Here is a 22,716-nt window from a genome sequence, read left to right as displayed (position 1 = left end):
GCTGATCACCGGTCACAGGATTCCTGGCAACACCTCCTCCGACAGATCGGCGAACGCCGGCTCCTGTTCGGCCAGGTAGGTCTCCCAGGCTTGCGCGTCCCAGATCTCGAGACGGGTGTTGGCTCCGATGACGACGCAGTCACGTTCCAGTCCCGCGTACAGCCTGAGGCTCGGGGGGATGGTGATCCGCCCCTGCTTGTCGGGCGTTTCGTCGGATGCGCTGGCGAAGAAGACCCGGCTGTAGTCGCGGACGGCCTTGGCGGTCACCGGCGCGGTGCGCAAAGCCTCAGTAAGCCGCTGGAACTCCTCTACGGGGAAGACGTAGAGGCAGCGCTCCTGGCCTTTGGTGATCACAAGACCCTCCGCCAGCTCCTCGCGATACTTCGCCGGCAGGAACAGTCGTCCTTTGTCGTCGAGGCGCGGCTGATGGGTGCCGAGGAACACCGGCCCCACCTCCCGTACCTTGCGGAACACCTAGCTCTGCAGCCACGGTCCTCCACTGGGCTCCACCATACTCCACTTCTCCCCACCGTCAACTGATTCAAACGGTATGGAGAAGGCGTTAACTTCGCGTTTCCGCAGGTCAACGAGGGTGGAGTGAAGTGGGGCGGACCACGCCCGCATACCCCGCGTTTGGGCGTGTCGCGGGGGCTACTTGACACCGAAGCGACGATTCCGCCGCATCCCCGGAAGAGGGCGGATCAAGCCCATTACCAGCATCGGATAGCCCCATGTCACGGAATTCGGACATCCGTACCACCCGATCGAGAAGCAAGTTCACGACACTGTGGGGCAGTTCAGGGTTGTTTCGACAAAGTCGCCTAGGAACCTCTCGCGGCATAGTGTCGGTACACACAATGGATAAGGAATGGCAAACCCCCAGCAATACGGCACGCCTCTGGAGGCCTGGTGGCAGTAACACACGGCGCCGACGCCGACGTCGACGCGGAACGGCTTGAGGATCTGGTCGAGGTAGCGCACCGGATCCGCGCCGCGATCGAATCGGTGATCGAGGGCAAGGGCGACGTCGTCCGGCTGACGCTGACGGTCCTGCTCGCGGAGGGCCACCTCCTCATCGAAGACGTACCGGGGGTCGGGAAGACCATGCTGGCCAAGGCGCTGGCACGATCCATCGACTGTCCCGTCCGGCGCGTGCAGTTCACCCCCGACCTGCTGCCCAGCGACATCACCGGGGTGAGCGCGTACAACCAGCAGACCAGGGAGTTCGAGTTCAAGCCCGGCCCGGTGTTCGCCAACATCGTGGTCGGCGACGAGATCAACCGGGCCTCCCCCAAGACCCAGTCCGCGCTGCTGGAGTGCATGGAGGAGCACCAGGTGACGGTGGACGGCGTGACGTACGAGCTGGAGACGCCGTTCATGGTCATCGCCACCCAGAACCCGATCGAGATGGAGGGGACCTATCCCCTGCCGGAGGCCCAGCGCGACCGGTTCACCGTCAAGATCGCGATGGGCTACCCCGAACCGGCCGCCGAACTGGAGATGCTGGACGTGCACGGCGCGCCGCAGCCCCTCGCCAAGCTCGACCCGGTGGCCGGCACCGCCGAGGTGCAGGCCCTCATCCGGGCCGTCCGCGCGGTCTACGTCTCCCAGTCGGTGAAGAAGTACGCGATCGACCTGGTGGACGCCACCCGGCACTCCACCGACCTGCGCCTCGGGGCCTCCCCGCGGGCGACCCTGCACCTGGTCAGAGCCGCCCGGGCGCACGCCGCCCTGGCCGGCCGCGACTACGTCATCCCGGACGACCTGCAGGAGCTCGCCGTCCCCGTGCTCGCGCACCGGCTGCTGCCCAGCCTGGAGGCCCAGGGTCAGCGCCGGCACCCCGAGCAGGTGATGACCGAGCTGGTCCGTCGCGTGCCGGTGCCGGACACCAAATGAGCGGGCTCGCGAAATGACCGGGCTCAAGGCGCTCACCTCCCGGGGCCGGTCCTTCCTGGCCTCGGGTTTCGCGGCTCTGCTGTGCGCCTTCTTCCTGGGGGAGCACGACCTGCTCCGGGTGGCCGTACTGATCGCCGCGCTGCCGCTGCTGGCCGCCATGGTGGTGGCCAGGACCCGGTACCGGCTGAGCTGCGCCCGCCGCCTCGACCCGGCCAGGGTCGAGGCCGGCAACGACAGCACGGTCACCCTCCGCCTGGAGAACGTCACCCGCCTGCCCACCGGCCTGCTCCTCATCGAGGACACCCTGCAGTACGCGCTGGGCACCCGCCCCCGCTTCGTGCTGGACCGGGTGGAGGCGAAGGGCGTCCGCGAGATCGACTACAAGGTCCGCTCCGACCTGCGCGGCCGGTTCACCATCGGCCCGCTGGCCATCCGCATCACCGACCCGTTCGGCCTGGTCGAACTGGCCAGGACGTTCACCGTGACGGACACGCTGGTGGTCACCCCGCAGGTGGTCCCGCTGCCGCACGTGCGGCTGTCCGGGGAGTGGACCGGCGGGGGCGACAGCCGTACCCGGTCGGTGGCGGCGGCGGGCGACGACGACGTGGCCCCGCGCGAGTACCGCCAGGGCGACGACCTGCGCCGGGTGCACTGGCGCTCCACCGCCCGGTACGGCGAGCTGATGGTCCGCCGGGAGGAGCAGCAGTGGCAGAGCCGCGGCGCCCTCCTGCTGGACACCCGGCGCGCCGCCCACCGCGGCGAGGGCCCGCGCTCCTCCTTCGAGGTGGCCGTCTCGGCCGCCGCGTCCATCGGCGTGCACCTGGCCCACGAGGGCCTCGGCCTGCGCCTGGTCACCGACCAGGGCCCCCAGCACCTGCACGAGACCGGCGTCTCCTGGTCGCTGCTGGACACCCTCGCGGTGGTGCGGCAGAGCCAGTCCCGCGGCCTGGACCAGGGCGTCGCGGCGCTGCGCCAGGGCGGCGGCGACGGCCTCATCGTGGCCGTCCTCGGCGCGATCGAGCCCGAGGAGGCGCAGGCGCTGGCCCGGCTCAGGCACGGCCACATGACCGGCGTCGCGGTCATGCTGGAGATCTCCACCTGGGAGCAGACGCACGAGGTGGACGAGCGGTTCGAACAGTCCCAGGCCATCCTGGCCGGCACGGGGTGGCGGGTGCTGCGGCTGCCCGCCGGCGCGTCGCTGGCGTCGGTCTGGCCGGACGCGGCCTACAAGAGGAGCGCGGCGTGATGCGGCTGCCGATCTCGGCGGGACTGGCCACCGGAGCCGTCTCGCTCACCCTCTACCCCCTCTTCGCGGAGGGCGCGTGGTTCTGGGCCGGCCTGGGCGTGCTCCTGGTCACCACCGCCGTGGCCACCCTGGTCAGCCGGTTCGCGCTCCCGCCCTGGCTCGCCCCCGTCGGCATGCTCGGCGGCGCCTGGGTCTTCCTGACCGTCCTGTACGCCAGGGACGACGCCTGGCTGTCCTTCATCCCCACCAAGGACTCGCTGCTCACCCTCGCCGAGCACCTGCTGACCGGGTTCGACGACATCCAGCGGTTCGCCGCCCCGGTGCCCGCCAACCCCGGCATCAGCCTGCTCACCGCGGGCGGCATCGCCCTCATCGCCGTCCTCGTGGACCTGTTCGCGGTACGGCTGCGCAAGGCGGCCCTGGCCGGGCTCCCGCTGCTGGCCCTGTTCACCGTGCCGGCCGCCGTGCTGAACGAGCCGATCGGCTGGCCGGCCTTCGTGATCGGGGCGTTCGGCTACGTCGGGCTGCTGGTCGCCGACGGCCGCGAGCGGGTCAGCCACTGGGGCCGGGCCGTGCTGGTGCGCCGCTCCAGGACCACCACCACCGCGGACGCGGGCAAGCTGGCGCTGTCCGGCAAGCGGGTCGGCGTGACCGCGATCGCGCTGGCCATCGCCGTCCCCGCGCTCATCCCGACCCTCGTCCCGGCCCCGCTGTTCGGCTTCGGCGTGGGCAACGGCCTGGGCGGCGGCGGCAACAACGTCGGCATCCCCGACGCGGTGGCCAAGCTCAGCGGCCAGCTCACCCAGCCGGTCAACGCCACCGTGATGAGCTACACCTCGGCCGACGACACGCCGCGCTACCTGCGCATCTACTCCCTGGACGTGTTCGACGGCCGGCAGTTCAGGCCCAGCTCGCTGAAAGGGCGTCCCGAGGACAGGCTGGACGAGGGGCCGATGCCGCCGGTGCCCGGCCTGTCGCCGAGCACGCCCGCCACCAGGACCGAGACCACCCTGCGGATCAGCGACGAGATCGAGGAGCTGCGGTTCCTGCCGCTGCCGTACCCGGCCACGCAGGTGGAGGTGGACGGCGACTGGCGGGCGGACCGGAGCACGCTGATGGTCTTCTCCACCAGGGACGAGGCGGCCGGTCTGGAGTACCGGGTGACCGGCATGGACCTGCGGCCGACGTACGACGCGCTGGACACCGCGCCGGCGGCGCCGATCGAGGTGCAGTCCCGGTTCCTGTCGCTGCCGCGCGGGCTCGACCCCCGCATCCAGGACCTGGCGTACGAGGTGACCGAGGGGGCGGCGTCGGCGTACCAGCAGGCGATCAAGCTCCAGGAGTGGTTCACCGAGACCGGGCAGTTCGCGTACAGCCTGCAGACGCGGGGTTCGGGGAACGAGGCGCTGGCCGAGTTCCTGCTCAACAGCCGGGCCGGCTACTGCGAGCAGTTCGCCAGCGCGATGGCCGTGATGGCGCGGATGCTGGGCATCCCGGCCCGGGTCTCGATCGGCTACACCGGCGGCTCGAAGATCGACGGCCGGTGGGTGGTCCGCACCCACGACGCGCACGCCTGGCCCGAGCTCTACTTCGAGGGCGCCGGCTGGCTCAGGTTCGAGCCCACGCCGGCGGGCGGCGGCGGCCAGGCGACCGCCCGGGTGCCGCAGTACTCACTGCCGGTGACCCCGACGGCCAGCCCGTCGGCGGGCGCCTCCACGGCGCCGTCCCCCGGGGCGACCGGCGCCACCGGGCCCGACTCCGAGGCGGCCCGCAACCTCCGCGAGCTGGAGGACCCGTTCGCCGGCTCGTCGGGACCGGCCGCCGACCCGGGCCTGCCGCTCTACGTCAAGATCCTCATCGGGGTGGGCGTGGCGCTGCTGCTCTCCCTCGTGCCGGCGCTGATGCGGCTCGTGCTGCGGCTGTGGCGGCGGCGGATCCTGACCCGCGCGGCCGGGTTTGGGTCCGCCGAAGTGAGCACACGGGAAGAACCCGAATCGCACGGGTGGACCGTCGACGAGATCGGCTCCGCCGCCGACCCCGACGACCTGCCGGAGGCGGACCCCGCCAAGTTCACCGTCCCGGCGGTGGAGGCGGCCTGGGCCGAGCTCTGCGACACGCTCACCGACCTGGGCATGGCCCGGCAGGGCAGCGAGACCCCGCGCGCGCTGGGCCGCCGCCTCACCGAGCGGTACGAGCTGGACCGGGAGGCCGCGGCGGCCATCGGCAAGATCTCCTCAGCCGAGGAGCGGCTGCGGTACGCCAGGACCCCGGCGCAGGCGGCCCCGCTGGCCGAGGACCTCCAGGTGGCCCGCGCCGCGCTGGCCGCGACCGTCTCCTGGCAGCGCAGGCTCGGGGCCGTGCTGGCGCCCGTGTCGGCGCTGCTGCGGGTCAAGGCGGTCGGGGAGGGCCTGCTGGACGGGTTCGACCGGCTGGAGGGAACCGGCTGGCGGCCCTGGCGGCTGTGGCGCCGGACGCGCCCGCGACACACCGGGCGCACCGGGGACACCAAGAAGGCCGAGCCCGCAGCGGATCGCCCGCTGGCCGGAACTCGGCGCTGGTAACAACAAAGGGTCCGGGGGCCTCGAAACCCCCGGGCCTTCCTTCTTGTCGCGTCCTGCTTCGTTATCTCTCGTCGTTACGGCGACGCCAGCGTTCTTCCATGCGCTCCATGAATCCCGGACGGCGGCCCGCGCGGCGGCCACCACCCTGGGGCGGAGCGGCAGGGGACGTGGTCTCTCCGCCGAAACCGTTCATGCGTTTCCAGCTCGACAGACCCCACAGGCAGGTCGCGAGCATGACCACGAAGCCGGCGACGCCGAGCCAGATCGTGTTGGACACGACGCCGACCATCAACAGGACGACGCCGAGCGTGAAGCCGATGGAGGCTTTCACCAGGCGGCGCTTGTAATGGCTGCGCGGATCACTGATCCGGACGGTATTGGCCCACTTCGGGTCCTCGGCGTAGAGGGCCTGCTCGATCTGGTCGAGCAAGCGCTGCTCGTGCTCAGACAGCGGCACGGCGCCTCCCAAGGACAGCCCCAGTACGGGGAAGACGGCAACGGACGACACGGGGTGTCCGAACCCTGCGGTCGGTTATCCCCAGAATACGAGTCTGTAGACGTAGACGAAAGAAAACGGTCACAACGTCCACAAGCGCGGTCCAAACCGGAGGTGACGTCATAGATCCATTGGACCAAACGGCGGGCGAACAAGCGACGCCGGGCGCACCGCATCCGGACCGAAACGCCGGATCGCCTTGTCCATAGCCTGTTCCGCCTCCCGCCAGCCCGTCTCCCGATCACCGAGGCCCAGTTGCCTGGTCGCGGTGCCCGCCGGTCGGAGATTCTCCATCCGGACCCCCACCAGCCGCAGCCGAATCCGCTGCAGACCCGCGGCCCGGTAGAGCTCGCAGGCGGTCGCGTGGATCTCCTTGGCCACGTCGGTGGCCTCGCGCAGGGTGCGAGACCGCGTGATCGTGGTGAAATCCGACCGGCGCAGTTTCACACTGATTGTACGCCCTATCAGACCGGCCTCCCTGAGCCGGGCGGCCACCCGCTCCGCCAGCCGCAGCAGTTCCCGCTCGATGACCACGGGATCGTCCACGTCCTGGGCGAAGGTCTCCTCGTTGCCGATGCTCTTGTCCGGGGTGTGCGGCACCACCGCGCGCTCGTCCCGCCCCCAGGCGAGCGCGTGCAGGTGGGCCCCGGCGACGCCGAACTCGCGCCGCAGGGTCGTGACGGGCACCTGGGCGAGATCGCCGACCGTCTGGATGCCCAGCCGCACCAGGGCCTGCTCCGTGCGCTCTCCGACGCCCCACAGGGCCGCCACGGGCAGCGGGTGCAGGAACTCCGTCACCCGGTCGGCGGCGACCACCAGGAGCCCGTCCGGCTTGCACTCGCGGGAGGCCAGCTTGGCCACGAACTTGGTGCTCGCCACCCCCACCGAGCAGGTGATCCCGAACCGCTCGGCCACCTGCTCGCGGATCATGGCCGCGATCACGGCCGGGGAGCCGAGCCTGCGCCGGGCCCCGCTCACGTCCAGGAAGGCCTCGTCCACCGAGAGCGGCTCCACCTCGGGGGTGATCGCGTGGAAGATCTCCATCACGCCCGCGGAGACCGCGCCGTACTTGCCGTGGCTGGGCGGGATCACCACCGCCTGCGGGCACAGCCGCCTGGCCCGGGTCATCGGCATGGCCGAGTGCACGCCGAACCTGCGGGCCTCGTAGGTGGCGCTGAGCACCACCCCGCGCGCCCCTGCGGCGCCGATGACGACCGGCAGGCCGCGCAGCTCGGGCCGGCTCATCAACTCCACACTGGCGAAGAACGCGTCCATGTCGACGTGCAGAATCGGGCAGCCCGCGTCATCCGCGAGCCCCCCGCGACCACTCGGCAACATCTGCTTCCTGGACACGCCCCCAGCCTATCCGAACATCCATTCGACATCCACAGCGCTTGATTGCCGGGAAAGGCCAAGCGCCGACTCAAAAGGGTAACCACATGATCTCGGCTGCCGCCGGGGATGTCCGAGCGCCAGCTCGAAAAGATGGGCGAACCACCTGGCCCCGGCCACCACCGGGGGATGGCCAAGCGCCAGCGAAAGGGTGGGCGAACCCCCTGATCCCGACCGCCGCCGGGGAAGGCCGAGCGCCAGCTCGAAAAGGGTGGGTGGGTGGGAGAACCCCCTGACCTCGCCCCTTATCGATAAGCCACGAGATGCAACTGGGTGGCGACGTCACGGAGCACAGGATGGGTGGCGGCGACACGTTCGAGAGCCGCCAGCCCCTCCGGGTCACCCTCGGCCAAACGACTCGGCACCAGATCCGCGAAGATCCGTACGCCATGCGTCTCGGCCACCCGCAACCCGGCCTTACCCAGCAGCCCCGCCAGCGCGTCCGCGGTGAACCGATGCGGCGTCGGATCCTTCTCACCCCAACGCCCCGCCGGATCCCCCAGCACCTGCCGCGCCTCACCGAAGTTCCCGGACACAGCCCGATGAATGGCGGTCGCCACCGGATTGGCCGCCAGCACACTCAGCACACCGCCGGGCCGCAGCAACCCGCCGATCGCGGCCAGCGCGGCGGCAGGATCCTCCACGTACTCCAGCACACTGTGACAGAGCACCAGATCCGCGCTGCCGGGCGCGAGCAGCTCGCCGAGGTCTCCGGCATCACCCTGGATGCCCTTGACCGCCACGCCCGCCTCAGCGGCCCGCCGCTCGAGACCGGCCAGCGAGTCGGGCGTCGGGTCCACCACGGTGACCGCGTGCCCGAGCCCGGCCAGCGGCACGGCGAACCCGCCGGTGCCGCCGCCTGCGTCCACGATGTCCAGCGTCTCCCGCCCGGTGGCGGCGGCCCGCTCGGCCAGCACCGCGCGCAGCGCGTCCCACACGACTGTCTGCCGCACCTTGATGTTTCCTCCCCAGAGCTGCCCGGACAGGCGACCAGCCTACGCCGCTACAGCACCAGGGAGGGCTTGAGCTGCTTGAAGCGCGCCAGGATGCCGTTGACGAACTGGGGCGACTCGTCGGTGGAGAGCTCGCCGGCCAGGTGCACCCACTCGCTGATCACCACGCCCTCGGGCACCTCGGCCGACCAGAGCATCTCGTACGTCCCGCCGCGCAGCACGTTGCGGTCCACCGCGGGCATGCGCTCCATGCTCCAGCCCTCGGCGTAGGTCGAGATGAGCTCGTCGATCCGGGCGAGATGCCGGGTCACCCCCTCGACGAGGGTGACCGTGTACTCGTTCACGGGTGGTTCGGCCCGCTCGATCCGCTCGGCCAGCACGTCGAGCGGGCTCCGGTCCCTGGCCTCGGCCTCGAAGAGGATGTCCAGGGCTCGCCTGCGGGCCTTCCCCCGGGCTGACATCAAGCGCGACCGAGGTAGTCGCCGGTGCGGGTGTCGACCTTGACCTTCTCGCCGGTCGTGATGAACAGCGGCACCTTGATCTCGGCGCCGGTCTCCAGGGTGGCGGGCTTGGTGCCGCCGGTGGAGCGGTCGCCCTGCAGGCCCGGCTCGGTCTCGGCGACGAGCAGCTCGACCGCGGCGGGCAGCTCGACGTAGAGCACGTTGCCCTCGTTGATCGCGACCGTGGCGGTCATGTTCTCCAGCAGGTAGTTGGCGGCGTCGCCGACCGAGGCGCGGGAGACGTTGAGCATGTCGTAGGTCTCGGTGTCCATGAACACGAACTCGCCGCCGTCCATGTACGAGAACTGCATCTCGCGCTTGTCGACGGTCGCCACGTCCACCTTGACGCCGGCGTTGAAGGTCTTGTCGACCACCTTGCCGGACATCACGTTCTTCAGCTTGGTACGGACGAACGCGCCGCCCTTACCGGGCTTGACGTGCTGGAACTCCACGACGGCCCAGAGTTCGCCGCCGTCGAGCTTCAGCACCAGGCCGTTCTTGAGGTCGTTCGTCGTCGCCACGTGGTTCTCCTGCTTGCGGGCCGCCCTAGAGGACGAGCAGCTCCTTGGTCGTGAGTGTGAGCAGCTCCGGCCCGTCGGCACGCGTCACGAGCGTGTCCTCGATGCGCACACCGCCCCTGCCCGGCAGGTAGACCCCCGGCTCGACGGTGATCGGAACTCGATCCTTTAGTCTACCGGTCCTGTCGGGGCCGAGAAACGGAAGCTCATGGATCTCCAGGCCGACCCCGTGGCCGAGCCCGTGACCGAAGTGCTCGGCGTGCCCGGCGCCCGCGATCAGGTCCCTCGCCGCGGCGTCCACGTCGTGCGCCCCGGCCCCGTCCCGTACGGCCTTCCGGCCGGCCCGCTGGGCCGCGCGGACCAGGTCGTACAGCTCGCGCTGCCAGGCGGCCGGCTCGCCGAGGGCGACGGTCCTGGTCATGTCGGCGTGGTAGCCCCGGTAGCGGGCGCCGAAGTCGAGGGTGATCAGGTCGCCGCGCCCGACCGGGCGGTCGCCGGGCACGTGGTGCGGCACGGCGCCGTTGGGCCCGGCGGCCACGATGGTGTCGAAGGCCGGTTTGTCCGCGCCGAGCTCCGTCATCCGGGACTCCAGCATGCGGGCGATCTCCCGTTCGGTGACGCCGGGCGCGATCCGGTCCGCGACGTCGGCGAAGGCCTGGTCGGTGAGCGCGCAGGCCTGCCTGAGCGCGTCGATCTCGGTCTCGTCCTTGATCGTGCGCAGGCTCTCGACCACGCCGGTCCGCACGGCCATGTCACCGCCGAGGCGGCGGTAGTCGGCCACGGTCATGTGCTCGCCCTCCACCGCGACGCCGGGACCCAGCAGGGCGGCGGCCACGTCCCTGTCCTCGATCACCTCCACGCCGGCGCACTCACGGGCGGTCTGCAGGTAGCGGGAGTCGGTCGCGAGGGTGGCGGAGCCGTCCGCGCGGACCAGGACGGCGGCGTTGCTGCTGGCCAGGCCGGTCAGGTACCGCACGTTGACGGGGCCGGTGACGAGCAGGGCGGGCACGTCGAGCGAGGAGGCCAGCCGGAGGCGCCGTTCCACGTAGTTCATGTCCCGAATTTACGGGATATCTTGACCAGCCCCTCGCGGCGGGCTACAACGTTAGGAATCTTTCCTAACTATAGGGCGGAGCATGTTCGTGCGTTACTCATCCAGGCACTTACTGAGGCCCGCGCTCGCGGCCGCGCTGGTAGCCGCGCTGGCCAGCCCGGCGACGGCCGGCACGGCGGACCCGGCGCTGACGGGCTTCATCCGGGTGGACCAGATCGGGTTCACCCCCGCGGAGAGCAAGCAGGCCTACCTTCTGACGCCGGGAGCGGCTGCACGTTTCAGCGTCGTGGACTCCCGGGGCCGTACGGTCCTGACCGGGGTTCCCGGAGCCGACCGGGGAACATGGAACACGAAATATCCGCATGTCTATCCGATCGACATCTCTGCCCTGGAACGCCCGGGTTCGTACCGGATCAAAGCGGGCGGCCTGACTTCGCCCGAGTTCCGCATCGCCCCCGCCGCCCAGTTCGCGGGGCCTGCCGCCAAGACCCTGACCTTCTTCGGCACCCAGCGCGACGGCGCCGACGTACGGCCCGGCGAACTGGACCGCCGCCCGAGCCACCTCAACGACCGCGCCGCCACCGTCTACGAGTGGCCCACCTTCACCGGCCCCGACACCGACGTGATCCAGGGCGACCTCACCAGGATCGGCGGCCGGGTGGACGTCGAGGGCGGCTGGTTCGACGCCGGCGACTACCTCAAGTTCACCCACATCCTGGCCTACGTGGACACCCTCATGTGGGCGGCCAGACGCGACGCCGGGTCGCTCCCGTCCGGGGTCACGTCCGACCTGACGGCGGAGGCGCGGCACGGCCTGCGCTGGCTGGACAAGATGTGGGACGAGAAGTCCAGGACGCTCTACATCCAGGTCGGCATCGGCGCCGGCAACGAGGAGGGCACGTTCGCGGGCGACCACGACGTGTGGCGGCTCCCGGAGGCCGACGACCACGACACCGGGGAAGGCCGGCAGTACATCCGCAACCGCCCGGTCTTCCGCGCCGCCGCGCCCGGCCAGAAGATCAGCCCCAACCTGGCGGGCCGCACCGCCGCCGCCTTCGCGCTGGCCGCCCAGGTGGAGCCGGACCGCAAGACCGCCCGCCGCCTGCTCGACCAGGCCGCCACCCTGTACGCCCAGGCCAAGACCACGGACGTGGGCCAGCTGGTGACCTCCCTGCCGTACGCCTTCTACCCCGAGTGGGCCTGGCGCGACGACATGGAGCTCGGCGGCGCGCAGCTCGCCCTGGCCGCGAAACGGCTCGGCGACCCCCGCGCCGGCGCCTGGCTGGCCCAGGCCGCCCACTGGGCCGGGGAGTACCTGTCCCACGAGGCCGGCGGCGACACCCTCAACCTGTACGACGTGAGCGCCCTGGCCCACCGCGACCTGGTCCTGGCCCTGCGCGCCTCCGGCCCGCACGAAACCCGCGGGCTGGCGGTCGGCGAGCAGGACCTGATCGCCGACCTGAAGGCCCAGCTGGAGATCGGCGTGGCCCGGGCCACCCCCGACCCGTTCCAGGCGGGCGCCGACTACGCCCAGTTCGACGCGGTGCCGCACACCTTCGGCCTGGTGGCGACCGCGCGGCTGTACCGGTCGGTGTCCGGCGACCCCTCCTACGACGCGTTCGGCACCCGGCAGCGCGGCTGGGCGTTCGGCGCCAACCCGTGGGGCGTCTCGTTCATGGTCGGGGCGGGTGAGAACGCCGAGCGCTGCCCGCACCACCAGGTGGCCAACCTGAAGGGCCGGGCCGACGGGCGGCACCCGATGCTGACCGGCGCCGTCGTCAACGGCCCGAACAGCGCCGACCTGTTCGCCGACGGCCTCGGCGGCCACTTCGACGAGATGAACCACTGCCCGCCGGACGGCGTGGACCGCTACGAGGAGTTCACCGGCCGGGGCGCGCGCTACGTGGACGACGTGCGGTCGTGGCAGGCCTCGGAGCCCGCCGACGACTTCGCGGCCATCGCCCTCTACGCGCTCACGCTGACGTCAACTCCTTGATCTTCTCGATCAGGGCGACCCGGTCGGCGTGCGTCGCGCCGACCGGGGTCACGTTGAGGGTCGTGACGCCGGACTCGCGCATGGCCTGGATGCGGTCCCGGACGAAGCCCTCCGGGCCGATCAGGGACATGCTCTCCAGCAGCTCGTGCGGGACCAGGGCGGCGGCCTCGTCCTTCTTGCCGTCGAGGTAGAGGTCCTGGATGCGCTCGGCCTCGCGCTCGTAGCCGTACCGGCGGGCGAGGTCGTTGTAGAAGTTCTTGCCCTTGGCGCCCATGCCGCCGATGTAGAGGGCGGCCATCGGGCGGCCGAACTCCAGCAGGCCGCTGACGTCGTCGCCGATGGCCAGGGTCGCCTGGGCGATCACGTCCAGCTCGCCGAGTTCGGGGGCGCGCTTCGCCCGGCCGGCGGCCAGCGAGGGGCCCCAGACGTCGGCGGCCTTCTCCGGCAGGTAGAAGATCGGCTCCCAGCCCTCGGCCAGCTCGGCGGTGAGCTCGACGTTCTGCGGGCCGATGGCGGCGACCACGATCGGGATGCGCTCGCGGACCGGGTGGTTGATCAGCTTCAGCGGCTTGCCGAGCTTGGACCCGGCCAGCGGCATCGTGTAGTGCCTGCCCTGGTGCTCCAGCCGCTCGCGCCGCCACACCTTCCGGCAGATCTCGATGACCTCCCTGGTACGGCCCAGCGGCGCCGAGTACGGCACCCCGTGGAAGCCCTCGATGACCTGCGGCCCCGACGCCCCCAGACCGAGCGTGAACCGCCCGTCGGAGACGTAGTCCAGGCCGGCCGCCGTCATGGCCAGCAGCGCGGGGGTCCTGGAGTAGATCGGCAGGATCCCGGAGGCGATCTGCAGCGTCTCGGTCCTGGCGGCGATGTACCCCAGCTGGCTCACCGCGTCGAAGCTGTACGCCTCGGCGACGAAGACGATGTCGAGCCCGGCCTTCTCGTAGTCGGCCAGCTCGGCCACGGTCTCCTTGAAACCCCCGGAGTAGCTCAGGGCCATCCCGATCCGCATAGCAGTCCTCCTCGACCGAATGATGTTCGGTTTTTTCGGCATTCCGAGGGTACATGAGGGCGCGGCCCGCTGATCGCCTGGGCCGTAGACTGTTCAGCGCAGCCCAAGGGAGTGATCTTGCTCAGAAGCGCGGTCCTCAGAAGCGCGGTCATCGTGCTCGCGGCCGTGCTCGCCGCGGTGCTCGCGGGCCATCGCCTGCTGCCCGAACTCGGCGGGTTCACCCCGGTCCTGGAGAGCGTGCTGCCCTGGATCGGCCTGGGCGTGCCGATCCTGCTGGCCGCCGCCCTGGCCTCCCGCTCGGTCCCCGCGATCGTGGCCGCCCTGGTCCCCGGCGTGGTCTGGCTGCTCCTGTTCGGGCCGGGCCTGCTGCGCAGCCCGCCCGGCGGCCCCAGCGACCTCTCCGTCGCCACCCTGAACGTCGGCGTCGCCAACGACTTATCCGGTACGGCCGTGCGGAACCTCTCCGAAGGCCGGGACCTGGTCGCCCTCCAGGAGCTGACGCCCGGCGGCCCCGCCGCGAAGGAGCTCAACGACCGCTACCCGCACCACTTCCAGGTCGGCACGGTCGGCCTCTGGAGCCGCTACCCGCTGACCGGGGCCCGCAAGGTCGACGTGGGCCTCGGCTGGGCCCGCGCCCTGCGCGCGATCGTCGAGTCCCCCAAGGGCGAGGTGACCGTCTACGTGATGCACCTGGCCTCCGCCCGCCCCGGCGAGACCGAGTTCCGCGACGAGACCCTGGACGCCGCGGGAGAGCTCATCTCCGCCGACGACAGCGACCGCCTCCTCCTGCTGGGCGACCTCAACACCGCCACCGACGACCGCCACCGCGAAGACCTCGTCCCGCCCCTCCTGGACGCCCACCAGGAGGCCGGCCAGGGCTTCGGCTTCACCTGGCCGGCCCGCTTCCCCATCACCCGCCCCGACCACATCCTCTACCGCGGCATGACCGCCACCACCGCCACCGTCGAGGAAGCCGCCGGCAGCGACCACCGCGCCGCCACCGCCACCCTCCGCTTCTAGAATCCGGCCCGCTTCTCGCGGTTGCCCGGCTAGTCCGCGGGATTCTCCCGGGCGCTGAGGGCGGCCAGGTCGGCCGCCTCGTCGATGTCGGCGGGGTCGCCCGCGTGGTCGCAGGGGACGTGGGTCACCAGTTCGGGATGGGCGCGCAGGAACGGACGTGCCCCCGCGTCGCCGTGGAGGGTCTGCGCGAGGTCGTGGATGTGGGCTCGGGCGACGAGCACGGGATTGCGCGGTTCGCCGTTGTAGGTCGCCACGGCGATCGCCGCGCCTTTCCGGTGGGCGTCGATCAGGAGCCTGACCGCCTCGGGCCGGATCAGGGGCTGGTCGACGAGGGCGATCACGACGGCCTGCGCCGATTCGGGCAGCGCCGCGAGGCCGGCCCGCAGGGAGGAGGCCATGCCCGTCTCCCAGTCCGGGTTCAGCACCGTCACCGCGCCCGGGACCGGTACGCTCACGGCGCCCAGCACGACCACGACCGGGTGGCACCCGCCGGCCTCCAGCAAGCGGACACCCCGGTCGACCAGGCGCTCTCCCCCGAACTCGACCAGCGCCTTCGGCGTGCCCAGCCGCCGCCCGGCCCCGGCCGCCAGCAGAACCCCGATGACCCCGGGCTCACTCACCGTGGATACGCCCCTCGGTGGCGGTCAGCGGCCGCCCGGACCCGCCCCAGCGCAACTGGATGAGCTCGGCCGCGATCGACACGGCCGTCTCCTCCGGGGTCCGCGCCCCCAGGTCCAGTCCGATGGGCGAACGCAGCCGGTCCAGTTCCGCGGGAGTGAGGCCGGCCTCGCGAAGCCGTACCAGGCGGTCTTCGTGGGTGCGGCGGGAACCCATGGCGCCCACGTAGGCGGCGGGGGTGCGGAGGGCGACCTCCAGGAGCGGGACGTCGAACTTGGGGTCGTGGGTGAGCACGCAGATGACCGTGCGCTCGTCCACCGTGGTGGAGGTCAGGTAGTCGTGCGGCCATTTGACGACGACCTCGTCGGCCTCCGGGAAACGTTTGCCGGTGGCGAAGACCGGGCGGGCGTCGCAGACGACCACGTGGTAGCCGAGGAACTTGCCGATCCTGGCCACCGAGGCGGCGAAGTCGATGGCTCCGAACACCAGCATGCGCGGCGCGGGCGCGAAGGACTGCACGAACACCTGGAGGTCGTCGAGGCGGCGTTCGCCCTGCGCGCCGTACCTGCGGATGCCGGTGAGGCCCTGGGCGAGCATGCCGCGCACGTCGTCGTCCACCGCGTCGTCCAGCCGCGCGGACCCGAGCGTGCCGGAGGCGCGGTCCGGCCAGATCACCCGGCGCGTCCCGGTCCGTCCCGGCCCGGAGAGGATGGTCGCCACCGCCACCGGCTGCCGCTTCTCGATCGACGCGGCGATCTCCCCCAGCTCGGGGTAGACCTCCCTGGAGACCGGCTCCACGAAGATGTCGATGATCCCGCCGCAGGTGAGGCCGACGGAGAAGGCGTCGTCGTCGCTCACGCCGTACCGCTGGAGGACCGGGCGGCCGTCGGCCACCACGTCCTGCGCCAGCTCGTACACCGCGCCCTCGACGCAGCCGCCGGAGACGCTGCCGACGGCCTCCTGGGCGAGCACCGCCATGGCCGCGCCGGGCGGCCGGGGCGCGCTGCGGAAGGTGCCGACCACGGTGGCCAGGCCGAACCGCTCCCCGGCCTCCCACCAGCGGACAATCTGCGAAAGCACGTCACGCACGTCTCAGCCCTCCCAGCCGATCCGCCAGTTCCTCGAAGGCGGCCAGACTGTGCCCGGCCACCAGCTCGTCCACGTACGGCAGCGCGGCCCGCATGCCCGCCGTCAACGGCTGGTACCCCGGATCCCCTTTATGAGGATTGACCCAGACCACCCGGTACGCCATCCGGGCCAGCCGCGCCATCTGCGCGCCCAGCAGCCCCGGATCCCCACGCTCCCACCCGTCGGAGGCGATCACCACGACCGACCCGCGCGCGTCGGCCAGCCGGAGCAGTTCGCGGATCTCCTCCCCCAGCCGGGTTCCGCCGCTCCAGTCCGGGATGGCCTTCGACACCGCGTCCATGGCCAGCGCCGGGTCCCGGTGCCGCAGCTCGGCGGTGATCCGGGTGAGCCGGGTGCCGACGCTGAACACCTCGGTGGCCCTCGGCTCGGAGCGCACCAGCGCGTGCGCGAACCGCAGCAGCGAGTCCGCGTACGCGGCCATGGAGCCGCTCACGTCGGCCAGCATGACCACCCGCCGCGGCTTGTACCGCCGGTCCCGGTAGCGCAGCCGGGCCGGCTCGCCGCCGCGCCTGATCGCCTCCCGCACCGTACGCCGCCCGTCCAGGACCCCGCCGGTGGACGGCACCAGCCGCCGCGACCTGCGCTGCTCCCTGGCCGCGCGGAGCATGGCGAGCATGCGGTGCACCTCGTCCCGCTCGGCGGCGCTCATCCGGGCGATGTCGCGGTTGCGCAGCACCTCCACCTCGCTCGCGGTGGCGGGCAGCACGTCCGGGTTCCCGTCCGAGGAGCCGCGGTCCCCCGACGGGGTGGCGGTGAACCGGGTCACCGTGACGGTCATCTGGGGCCTGCCCGGGCCTGGCCGTACGCCCGCGAAGTAGGCGGCGAAGCAGCGGTCGTATCTGGGCAGGTCGTCCGGGCCCGCGCACAGGGTGAGGCGGCCCGCCCAGTAGACGTCCTGCTCCCTGGCGGCGTCGAGCCGCTCCAGCGCGGTCAGGAAGTTCCTGGTCCTCTCGTGGTCGGCGCCGACGCCCGCCGCCCGCAGGGTCCGCGCGAACCCCACCAGCACCGGCACCAGCCGGGCGGGCGGCTCAGGCATCGCGCAGCAGGCCGTTCTTCACCGTGAACTGCTGGTCCTCCCGATATTTCAGCACCGCGCCGAGGGTGGCGGCGGCCAGATCGGGGTTGAGCTCGGCGGCGCCCAGGGTGAGCAGGGCCTCCGTCCAGTCCAGGGTCTCCGCGATGCCCGGCGGCTTGACCAGGTCGGCCTCCCTGAGCCGGGCGGCGGCCCTGGCGACCTGCGCCGCCAGCGTCTCCGTGCAGGCCGGCAGGCGGCGCGTCAGGATGGCCACCTCGCGGTCGAAGCCCGGGTGCTCCAGCCAGTGGTAGAGGCACCGCCGCTTGAGCGCGTCGTGCACCTCCCGCGTACGGTTGGAGGTCACCACCACCACCGGCGGCGCGGCGGCCGCGATCGTGCCCAGCTCCGGGATCGAGATGGTGAAGTCCGACAGGACCTCCAGCAGGAACGCCTCGAACTCGTCGTCGGCCCGGTCGATCTCGTCCACCAGCAGCACCGCGGGCTGCACCTCCAGGGCGCGCAGCAGCGGCCGGGCGATCAGGAAGCGCCGGTCGTAGATCTCCCCTTCGAGCGCCCGCACGTCGGCCGCGCCCACCGCCTCGGCCGCCTTCAGGTGCAGTAGCTGGCGGGCGAAGTCCCAGTCGTACAGCGCCTGCGCGGCGTCCAGCCCCTCGTAGCACTGCAACCGGATCAGCGGCGCGTCCAGCACCGCCGAGAGGGTCTTGGCCAGCTCGGTCTTGCCGACCCCCGCCTCGCCCTCCAGGAACAGCGGGCGGCCCATCTTCAGCGCCAGGAACGCCGCCGTGGCGAGCCCCTCGTCGGCGAGATAGTCCCGCTCCTCCATCAGCCGTGCCAGCGCCGCCGGAGTATCGATTTCAGAGGCTCTGCCCGTTCGCTCCCACACGCCCTCAGGCTACGCCACCGGTTACCTTTTCCCCGTGGACAATCCGCTCGGTCTGCCCGGCTCTCCCGCCGCCACCGCACTCCTCGCCGAACTGGAGGCGCGGTGGTCGGAACCCCACCGGCGCTACCACGACCGCGCCCACCTGCGGGCCGTCCTCACCGCCGTCGACCGCCTCGCCGCCCACGCCGACGACCTCCTCGCCGTACGGCTCGCCGCCTGGTTCCACGACGCCGTCTACGAAGGCCGTCCCGGCCACGACGAGGAGCGCAGCGCCCAGCTGGCCCACACCCGCCTCACCGCCTGCGGCTACCCGGCCGCCGCCGAGGTGGCCCGCCTGGTCCGCGTCACGGCCACCCACAGCCACGACCCGGGCGACCGGAACGCGGCCGTCCTGTGCGACGCCGACCTGTCCATCCTGGGCGCGGCTCCCGCGGCGTACGACGAATACAGCCAGTCAATCCGCCAGGAATACCACCACGTCCCCCTCAACCTTTTCAAAACCGGCAGAACCGAAGTCCTCACCCGACTCCTCACCAAAAACCCCTTATTCCAGACTTCAACCGCCCAATCCCTCTGGACCAACCAAGCGAGGGAAAACCTCACCCGAGAGCTGGCGCTCCTGACGGTCTGAGAAATCCCGCCAACAGCGCCTATGAACCACGAGATAGCGCCTTCCCGTCCTACGGTGACGCCCTAGTCTTTGCTCCGAGAAGTCCCCCTGATCAAACCGGCAGGAAAGGCGACTACGGAGGAAGACGAATTGGTTGATTTCGTTCAGGTCTCACACGGCCGGCGGCTGGCCTTCCAACAGGAGGGCGCACAGGACGGGCACCCCCTCTTCCTGCTGCACGGCACCCCGGGAAGCCGCCTGGCCCCACGTCCGCGCAGCTCTCTGCTACGCCGGCTCAACATCCGCCTGATCACCTACGACCGCCCCGGCTACGGGGAGTCCGACCGGCAGCCCGACCGGACCGTCGCCGACTGCGCCGCAGATGTGGCACTGCTCGCCGACCACCTGGACGTCCGCCGGTTCGCGGTGGCCGGGCGCTCCGGCGGCGGGCCGCACGCGCTGGCCTGCGCGGCGCTCCTCGGCGACCGGGTGACCCGGTGCGCGGCCCTGGTCGCCCTGGCTCCCCGCCTGGCCGAAGGACTCGACTGGCTCGCCGGCATGACGGCCTCCAACGTCCGGGAGTACCTGGCGGCGGCCAACGGGCGGCCCCACCTCGCCCAGAGCCTCACCCCGGCCGCCGACGGCATCAGGGCCGATCCCGTACGGCTGATCGAGTCGCTCTACCACGAGCTGCCGATCGCCGACCGGCAGGTCGTCTCCGACATCGGCATCCGCGCGCAGCTGGAGGTCAACTACGCGGAGGCGCTGAAGAACTCGGCGGACGGCTGGATCGACGACCTCCTCGCCTTCATCGCCCCCTGGGGGTTCGACCCCGGCCGCATCACCGTGCCGACGTTCCTCTGGCACGGCACCGAGGACGTGTTCTCGCCCATCGGCCACTCCCTCTGGCTGGCGAGACACATCCCCACGGCCCTGCTGAGCGTACGGCCGGGAGCCGCCCATTTCGACGCGCTGGACGCGCTCCCGCGCATACTCCCCTGGTTGATCGGCAGCGGCGACCCCGCCCTCAACTGAGCGGGCCGGGCACCGGGAACCGGGGCCCCGAACGGAGCGCCTCCTCGATCTGCGTCGATGTCGCGCTCCGCCCGAAAACCCCCAGCAGCGTGTGAACGGCCTCCTCCGGCGTCAGCCCGGTCAGATCGACCAGGTCCTCCGCCACCATCGGGGCCACCTGGCCGATCTCCCCGACCAGCACCCGCTTGAGCAGGCGGCCGGCGCCGACGGGATCCTCCGCGGCGGCCGTGCCACGGACCCGCCTGGATCCCTGCGCGTCCAGGTACGACCGCGAGACCACCTCGACGATGTGATCGGCGTCCTTGACCGCCCGCTCGATCTCCTCGTCGTTCTCCACGCCTGAGCAGCGCGGGATCACGTACAGACCGAAACGGCTGAGCAGGAACTGGATCCACTCGGCCCAGGCCCGGTCCTCCGGCACGTGACTGAGATAGACCGTGGTGCCCGGGTTGATGCGCTTGCGGTTGAAGACCCAGCGGTGGCGTATCCGCAGCGCCTCGGCCTCCTCCGCCGTCATGGGCCTGCCCGCGATCCACGGCACCCCGAGCGCGGTGACCGCACCGCCGGTGATCGCCCCGGTCAGCCGTTCGTAGGCCGCCAGCAAGGACGAATGCACGTCCGGCCCGTCGCCGAACGTCGCGAGGATCTCCTCGAACGCGTAGAACGACCGGTGCGGGATCTCGACCGATCCCCAGTACCGCCGAGTCTGCTCCGCCGGCAGGCCCACCGGGAACCTGGAGAACCGGTTCCTGGCGTATGTCCGCCCGTTGTCCGCCTTCTCCTTCTCACCCTCCTCGATCCGCATCGGGACCGGAAGGATCTCGATGTGGCGATACCGGTCGCTGATCTCCCTGGCCAGCTCCGACGCCCCGTCAATGCTCTGATCATTCAGGGTGAAGCACACCACGAGGGTGTCCGGAAAGTCGACCGCGCAGACATCGGAGATCTCACCCCGGCCGGTCTTGCTGTCGATCAGCACATAGTCGTAGTCACGCTTGAAATTCGCACGCAGAGCTTTAATGAATTGGGTGCCTTTCAAGCCATCGAAGAACTTGTCCCAGCCGAATCCGGACAGCTGAGCGGAGTATTCACGCCGCTGCCGACCGGCCGGGATCAGACCTAAGGAACCTCCCTCCGGGAAATGGCCCCAGGAAACGGGAAGCACCAGGGAGGCCGCATCGGCATGCCGCGCGATCAATGCGTCCAGGTCACGGCCATCCTTGGCGGCGTGCTCGTAGCCGGTGAACAACTCGATCACTCCCGACGCCGATGCCGACCACTGGCCCAGGAACGGTTCGAAGTAGTGCAGCAGCCCAGGCGACTCGGTGTCGAAGTCGACGCAGAGGACCCGGTGCCCCCGGCTCGCGAGAATCCAGGCGCAATTCGCGAGGGCCATGGTCCGCCCGGTTCCGCCTTTATACGAATAAAACGTGATGATCTTGCCTTGTCGATCAGTCATCATTTCACCCTCGGTTTCGTTTCTGTCCGCGATCGATAGAAGCACCCGGACCACACTTTCCGCATGCGAATGCCGATGGGTTTACCCATGCCAGCGGATCTACGCCGCCATGGCGCATCATAACCACAGTGCGCAGGATCCAGCCAAGCAATCGACATCGCCCAAAATGCGGACAAGCAGCGTAATTGCATCCCGCCGGGGAGATGTGGTGGTGCAGACCTGAATAGTAGTCCAGTCTTCCTCTCACGGTGAGAAAGACCAAGGTCAAAGTGACCAACCGTAAACACGACAAACGGCACGTATCGCATGCACTTACCAGCCCTTCCCAGCTCCCCGGCCACGGGGGATGCTGGACGCGGATCCGTTCAGGACACGCCTTAGGGGGCAAGGGCTTTGACGGAGGCTATTCGCTCAGCCGATCGTACGAGAATCCTCGCGGTCGCCCAGAGGGGAAAGATCCAAGGCGGCATTCCGGTGCTGCTATTACATGGAACCCCAGGCAGCAGGGTCGGGCCGGTCCCCCGCGACGGCCTGCTCTACCGCCTCGGCGTTCGGCTCATCACCTACGACCGCCCCGGCTACGGCCGCTCCGACCGCCATCCCGGGCGCCGGGTCAGCGACGTGGCCTCCGACGTCGCGGCGATAGCCGACCACCTGGGACTCGACTCCTTCGCGGTCGTGGGACGCTCCGGCGGCGGGCCGCACGCCCTCGCCTGCGCCGCGCTGATCCCCGAGCGGGTCACCCGGGTGGCCGTCCTGGTCAGCCTGGCGCCGCCCGGCGCGGACGGCCTGGACTGGCTGGACTGGTTCGCGGGCATGACGCCGGCGAACATCCGTGAATACCAGACCGCGCGGCACAACCACGCCCTGCTGGCCGCCCGGCTGGCCTGGGCCGCCCAGGAGATCCGCAGGGACCCCGCTCACCTGGTGAACAGCCTCTTCGCCGAGCTCAGGGACGCCGACCGGCGGGTGGTGGCCGACACCGGCATCCGGACCATGCTCGCCAGGAACTTCGCGGAGGCGGTGCGGGCCTCGCCCGCCGGGTGGATCGACGACGCCATCGCCTTCTGCTCGCCGTGGGGGATCGACCCGGCCGAGATCCGGGTGCCGACGGTCGTGTGGCACGGCGAGGACGACGTGTTCTCCCCGGTCAGCCACTCCCGCTGGCTCGCCCAGCGCATCCCGTCGGCGCGGTTCACCGTACAGCCCGGCGCCGCGCACTTCGACGCCATCGAGGTCCTGCCCGACCTGCTCCCCTGGCTCGCGCAGCTGAGCCGCTGAC

General features: G+C 71.0%; 21 protein-coding genes. 8 read left to right on the top strand and 13 right to left on the bottom strand.

The genetic code is table 11. The features are described 5' to 3' along the window. Positions 1-12 precede the first annotated feature (12 nt). Positions 13-444 carry a division/cell wall cluster transcriptional repressor MraZ gene (gene mraZ / locus Aph01nite_RS07275; protein WP_204039975.1) on the bottom strand — a complete coding sequence of 144 codons (432 nt, stop codon included), beginning with the start codon at positions 442-444 and terminating at the stop codon, positions 13-15. A 465-nt stretch (positions 445-909) separates the two neighbouring features. Here mraZ and Aph01nite_RS07270 point away from each other — a divergent pair, with 465 nt between their 5' ends. Genes Aph01nite_RS07270 through Aph01nite_RS07260 form a run of 3 tightly spaced genes read left to right on the top strand, consistent with a single transcriptional unit; the run spans position 910 to position 5,703 of the window. Continuing rightward, the gene (locus tag Aph01nite_RS07270; RefSeq protein ID WP_204039974.1) at positions 910-1,896 is read left to right on the top strand and encodes an AAA family ATPase; all 987 of its coding nucleotides are present in this window, start codon (positions 910-912) and stop codon (positions 1,894-1,896) included. A gap of 13 nt (positions 1,897-1,909) precedes the next feature. After that, the gene (locus Aph01nite_RS07265) at positions 1,910-3,142 is read left to right on the top strand and encodes a DUF58 domain-containing protein (RefSeq protein ID WP_204039973.1); all 1,233 of its coding nucleotides are present in this window, start codon (positions 1,910-1,912) and stop codon (positions 3,140-3,142) included. Next, positions 3,142-5,703 (top strand): transglutaminase TgpA family protein, encoded by a 2,562-nt coding sequence (locus tag Aph01nite_RS07260; RefSeq protein ID WP_204039972.1) that lies wholly within the window; start codon positions 3,142-3,144, stop codon positions 5,701-5,703. Before Aph01nite_RS07265 ends, Aph01nite_RS07260 begins: the two co-directional genes overlap by 1 nt. A 61-nt stretch (positions 5,704-5,764) precedes the next feature. On the opposite strand, the gene Aph01nite_RS07255 is transcribed toward Aph01nite_RS07260, so the two are convergent. The 6 genes from Aph01nite_RS07255 to Aph01nite_RS07230 all read right to left on the bottom strand — a co-directional run bounded on the left by Aph01nite_RS07255 (position 5,765) and on the right by Aph01nite_RS07230 (position 10,616). Next, positions 5,765-6,160, bottom strand: a complete 396-nt coding sequence (locus Aph01nite_RS07255) for an SCO2097 family morphological protein (protein ID WP_204039971.1) — start codon at positions 6,158-6,160, stop codon at positions 5,765-5,767. A gap of 159 nt (positions 6,161-6,319) precedes the next feature. Further along, on the bottom strand, positions 6,320-7,552 hold the full coding sequence (locus Aph01nite_RS07250) for a DNA polymerase IV (protein ID WP_373872268.1): 1,233 nt from the start codon (positions 7,550-7,552) through the stop codon (positions 6,320-6,322). A gap of 284 nt (positions 7,553-7,836) precedes the next feature. Then, positions 7,837-8,544: a methyltransferase domain-containing protein gene (locus tag Aph01nite_RS07245; RefSeq protein ID WP_204039970.1), complete on the bottom strand. Its 708-nt coding sequence runs from the start codon at positions 8,542-8,544 to the stop codon at positions 7,837-7,839. 50 nt (positions 8,545-8,594) lie between these two features. Then, positions 8,595-9,005 carry a transcription antitermination factor NusB gene (gene nusB / locus Aph01nite_RS07240; RefSeq protein WP_204039969.1) on the bottom strand — a complete coding sequence of 137 codons (411 nt, stop codon included), beginning with the start codon at positions 9,003-9,005 and terminating at the stop codon, positions 8,595-8,597. Next, positions 9,005-9,565: an elongation factor P gene (gene efp, locus Aph01nite_RS07235; protein ID WP_204039968.1), complete on the bottom strand. Its 561-nt coding sequence runs from the start codon at positions 9,563-9,565 to the stop codon at positions 9,005-9,007. The genes nusB and efp overlap by 1 nt, the downstream gene beginning before the upstream one ends. Before the next feature lie 25 nt (positions 9,566-9,590). Further along, positions 9,591-10,616, bottom strand: a complete 1,026-nt coding sequence (locus tag Aph01nite_RS07230) for an aminopeptidase P family protein (RefSeq protein ID WP_204039967.1) — start codon at positions 10,614-10,616, stop codon at positions 9,591-9,593. A gap of 88 nt (positions 10,617-10,704) precedes the next feature. Here Aph01nite_RS07230 and Aph01nite_RS07225 point away from each other — a divergent pair, with 88 nt between their 5' ends. Then, the gene (locus Aph01nite_RS07225; protein ID WP_239161455.1) at positions 10,705-12,612 is read left to right on the top strand and encodes a glycoside hydrolase family 9 protein; all 1,908 of its coding nucleotides are present in this window, start codon (positions 10,705-10,707) and stop codon (positions 12,610-12,612) included. Here the strand turns inward: Aph01nite_RS07225 and Aph01nite_RS07220 are convergent. Further along, a complete protein-coding gene (locus tag Aph01nite_RS07220) occupies positions 12,590-13,624 on the bottom strand; it encodes an LLM class F420-dependent oxidoreductase (protein ID WP_204039966.1) in 1,035 nt (344 codons plus the stop codon). The genes Aph01nite_RS07225 and Aph01nite_RS07220 overlap by 23 nt on opposite strands. Before the next feature lie 117 nt (positions 13,625-13,741). Between Aph01nite_RS07220 and Aph01nite_RS07215 the strand changes: the two genes are divergently transcribed. Next, positions 13,742-14,644: an endonuclease/exonuclease/phosphatase family protein gene (locus Aph01nite_RS07215; protein ID WP_239161454.1), complete on the top strand. Its 903-nt coding sequence runs from the start codon at positions 13,742-13,744 to the stop codon at positions 14,642-14,644. Positions 14,645-14,673: 29 nt separating this feature from the next. On the opposite strand, the gene Aph01nite_RS07210 is transcribed toward Aph01nite_RS07215, so the two are convergent. Genes Aph01nite_RS07210 through Aph01nite_RS07195 form a run of 4 tightly spaced genes read right to left on the bottom strand, consistent with a single transcriptional unit; the run spans position 14,674 to position 18,270 of the window. After that, positions 14,674-15,264 carry a nucleotidyltransferase family protein gene (locus Aph01nite_RS07210; RefSeq protein WP_204039965.1) on the bottom strand — a complete coding sequence of 197 codons (591 nt, stop codon included), beginning with the start codon at positions 15,262-15,264 and terminating at the stop codon, positions 14,674-14,676. Continuing rightward, a complete protein-coding gene (locus Aph01nite_RS07205) occupies positions 15,257-16,351 on the bottom strand; it encodes an XdhC family protein (RefSeq protein WP_204039964.1) in 1,095 nt (364 codons plus the stop codon). The genes Aph01nite_RS07210 and Aph01nite_RS07205 overlap by 8 nt, the downstream gene beginning before the upstream one ends. Then, positions 16,344-17,447: a vWA domain-containing protein gene (locus Aph01nite_RS07200; protein ID WP_204039963.1), complete on the bottom strand. Its 1,104-nt coding sequence runs from the start codon at positions 17,445-17,447 to the stop codon at positions 16,344-16,346. Before Aph01nite_RS07200 ends, Aph01nite_RS07205 begins: the two co-directional genes overlap by 8 nt. Next, positions 17,440-18,270: an AAA family ATPase gene (locus tag Aph01nite_RS07195; RefSeq protein ID WP_204040008.1), complete on the bottom strand. Its 831-nt coding sequence runs from the start codon at positions 18,268-18,270 to the stop codon at positions 17,440-17,442. Before Aph01nite_RS07195 ends, Aph01nite_RS07200 begins: the two co-directional genes overlap by 8 nt. A gap of 94 nt (positions 18,271-18,364) precedes the next feature. Between Aph01nite_RS07195 and Aph01nite_RS07190 the strand changes: the two genes are divergently transcribed. Beyond that, a complete protein-coding gene (locus Aph01nite_RS07190; RefSeq protein ID WP_204039962.1) occupies positions 18,365-18,961 on the top strand; it encodes an HD domain-containing protein in 597 nt (198 codons plus the stop codon). Positions 18,962-19,090: 129 nt separating this feature from the next. Further along, positions 19,091-19,975 carry an alpha/beta fold hydrolase gene (locus Aph01nite_RS07185; protein WP_204039961.1) on the top strand — a complete coding sequence of 295 codons (885 nt, stop codon included), beginning with the start codon at positions 19,091-19,093 and terminating at the stop codon, positions 19,973-19,975. Here the strand turns inward: Aph01nite_RS07185 and Aph01nite_RS07180 are convergent. Next, the gene (locus Aph01nite_RS07180) at positions 19,968-21,434 is read right to left on the bottom strand and encodes a KGGVGR-motif variant AAA ATPase (RefSeq protein ID WP_275418729.1); all 1,467 of its coding nucleotides are present in this window, start codon (positions 21,432-21,434) and stop codon (positions 19,968-19,970) included. The two genes, Aph01nite_RS07185 and Aph01nite_RS07180, sit on opposite strands and share 8 nt — an antisense overlap. A 474-nt stretch (positions 21,435-21,908) precedes the next feature. Here Aph01nite_RS07180 and Aph01nite_RS07175 point away from each other — a divergent pair, with 474 nt between their 5' ends. After that, positions 21,909-22,715 carry an alpha/beta hydrolase gene (locus Aph01nite_RS07175; RefSeq protein WP_204039959.1) on the top strand — a complete coding sequence of 269 codons (807 nt, stop codon included), beginning with the start codon at positions 21,909-21,911 and terminating at the stop codon, positions 22,713-22,715. Position 22,716 lies beyond the last annotated feature (1 nt).

Origin of the sequence: Acrocarpospora phusangensis (assembly GCF_016862995.1) — a bacterium.
In the GTDB taxonomy this organism is placed as follows: domain Bacteria; phylum Actinomycetota; class Actinomycetes; order Streptosporangiales; family Streptosporangiaceae; genus Acrocarpospora; species Acrocarpospora phusangensis.
The sequence above is the reverse complement of the archived record's forward strand: the minus strand, read 5'-3'. Positions and strand labels throughout refer to the sequence as shown.

Bases quoted from the DNA above. Each gene is read 5' to 3' on its own strand.
- Aph01nite_RS07200 (WP_204039963.1), bottom strand. From the start codon at position 17,447: ATGCCTGAGCCGCCCGCCCGGCTGGTGCCGGTGCTGGTGGGGTTCGCG.
- Aph01nite_RS07195 (WP_204040008.1), bottom strand. From the start codon at position 18,270: ATGGAGGAGCGGGACTATCTCGCCGACGAGGGGCTCGCCACGGCGGCG.
- Aph01nite_RS07230 (WP_204039967.1), bottom strand. From the start codon at position 10,616: ATGAACTACGTGGAACGGCGCCTCCGGCTGGCCTCCTCGCTCGACGTG.
- Aph01nite_RS07260 (WP_204039972.1), top strand. From the start codon at position 3,142: ATGCGGCTGCCGATCTCGGCGGGACTGGCCACCGGAGCCGTCTCGCTC.
- Aph01nite_RS07180 (WP_275418729.1), bottom strand. From the start codon at position 21,434: ATGACTGATCGACAAGGCAAGATCATCACGTTTTATTCGTATAAAGGC.
- Aph01nite_RS07220 (WP_204039966.1), bottom strand. From the start codon at position 13,624: ATGCGGATCGGGATGGCCCTGAGCTACTCCGGGGGTTTCAAGGAGACC.
- nusB (WP_204039969.1), bottom strand. From the start codon at position 9,005: ATGTCAGCCCGGGGGAAGGCCCGCAGGCGAGCCCTGGACATCCTCTTC.
- Aph01nite_RS07265 (WP_204039973.1), top strand. From the start codon at position 1,910: ATGACCGGGCTCAAGGCGCTCACCTCCCGGGGCCGGTCCTTCCTGGCC.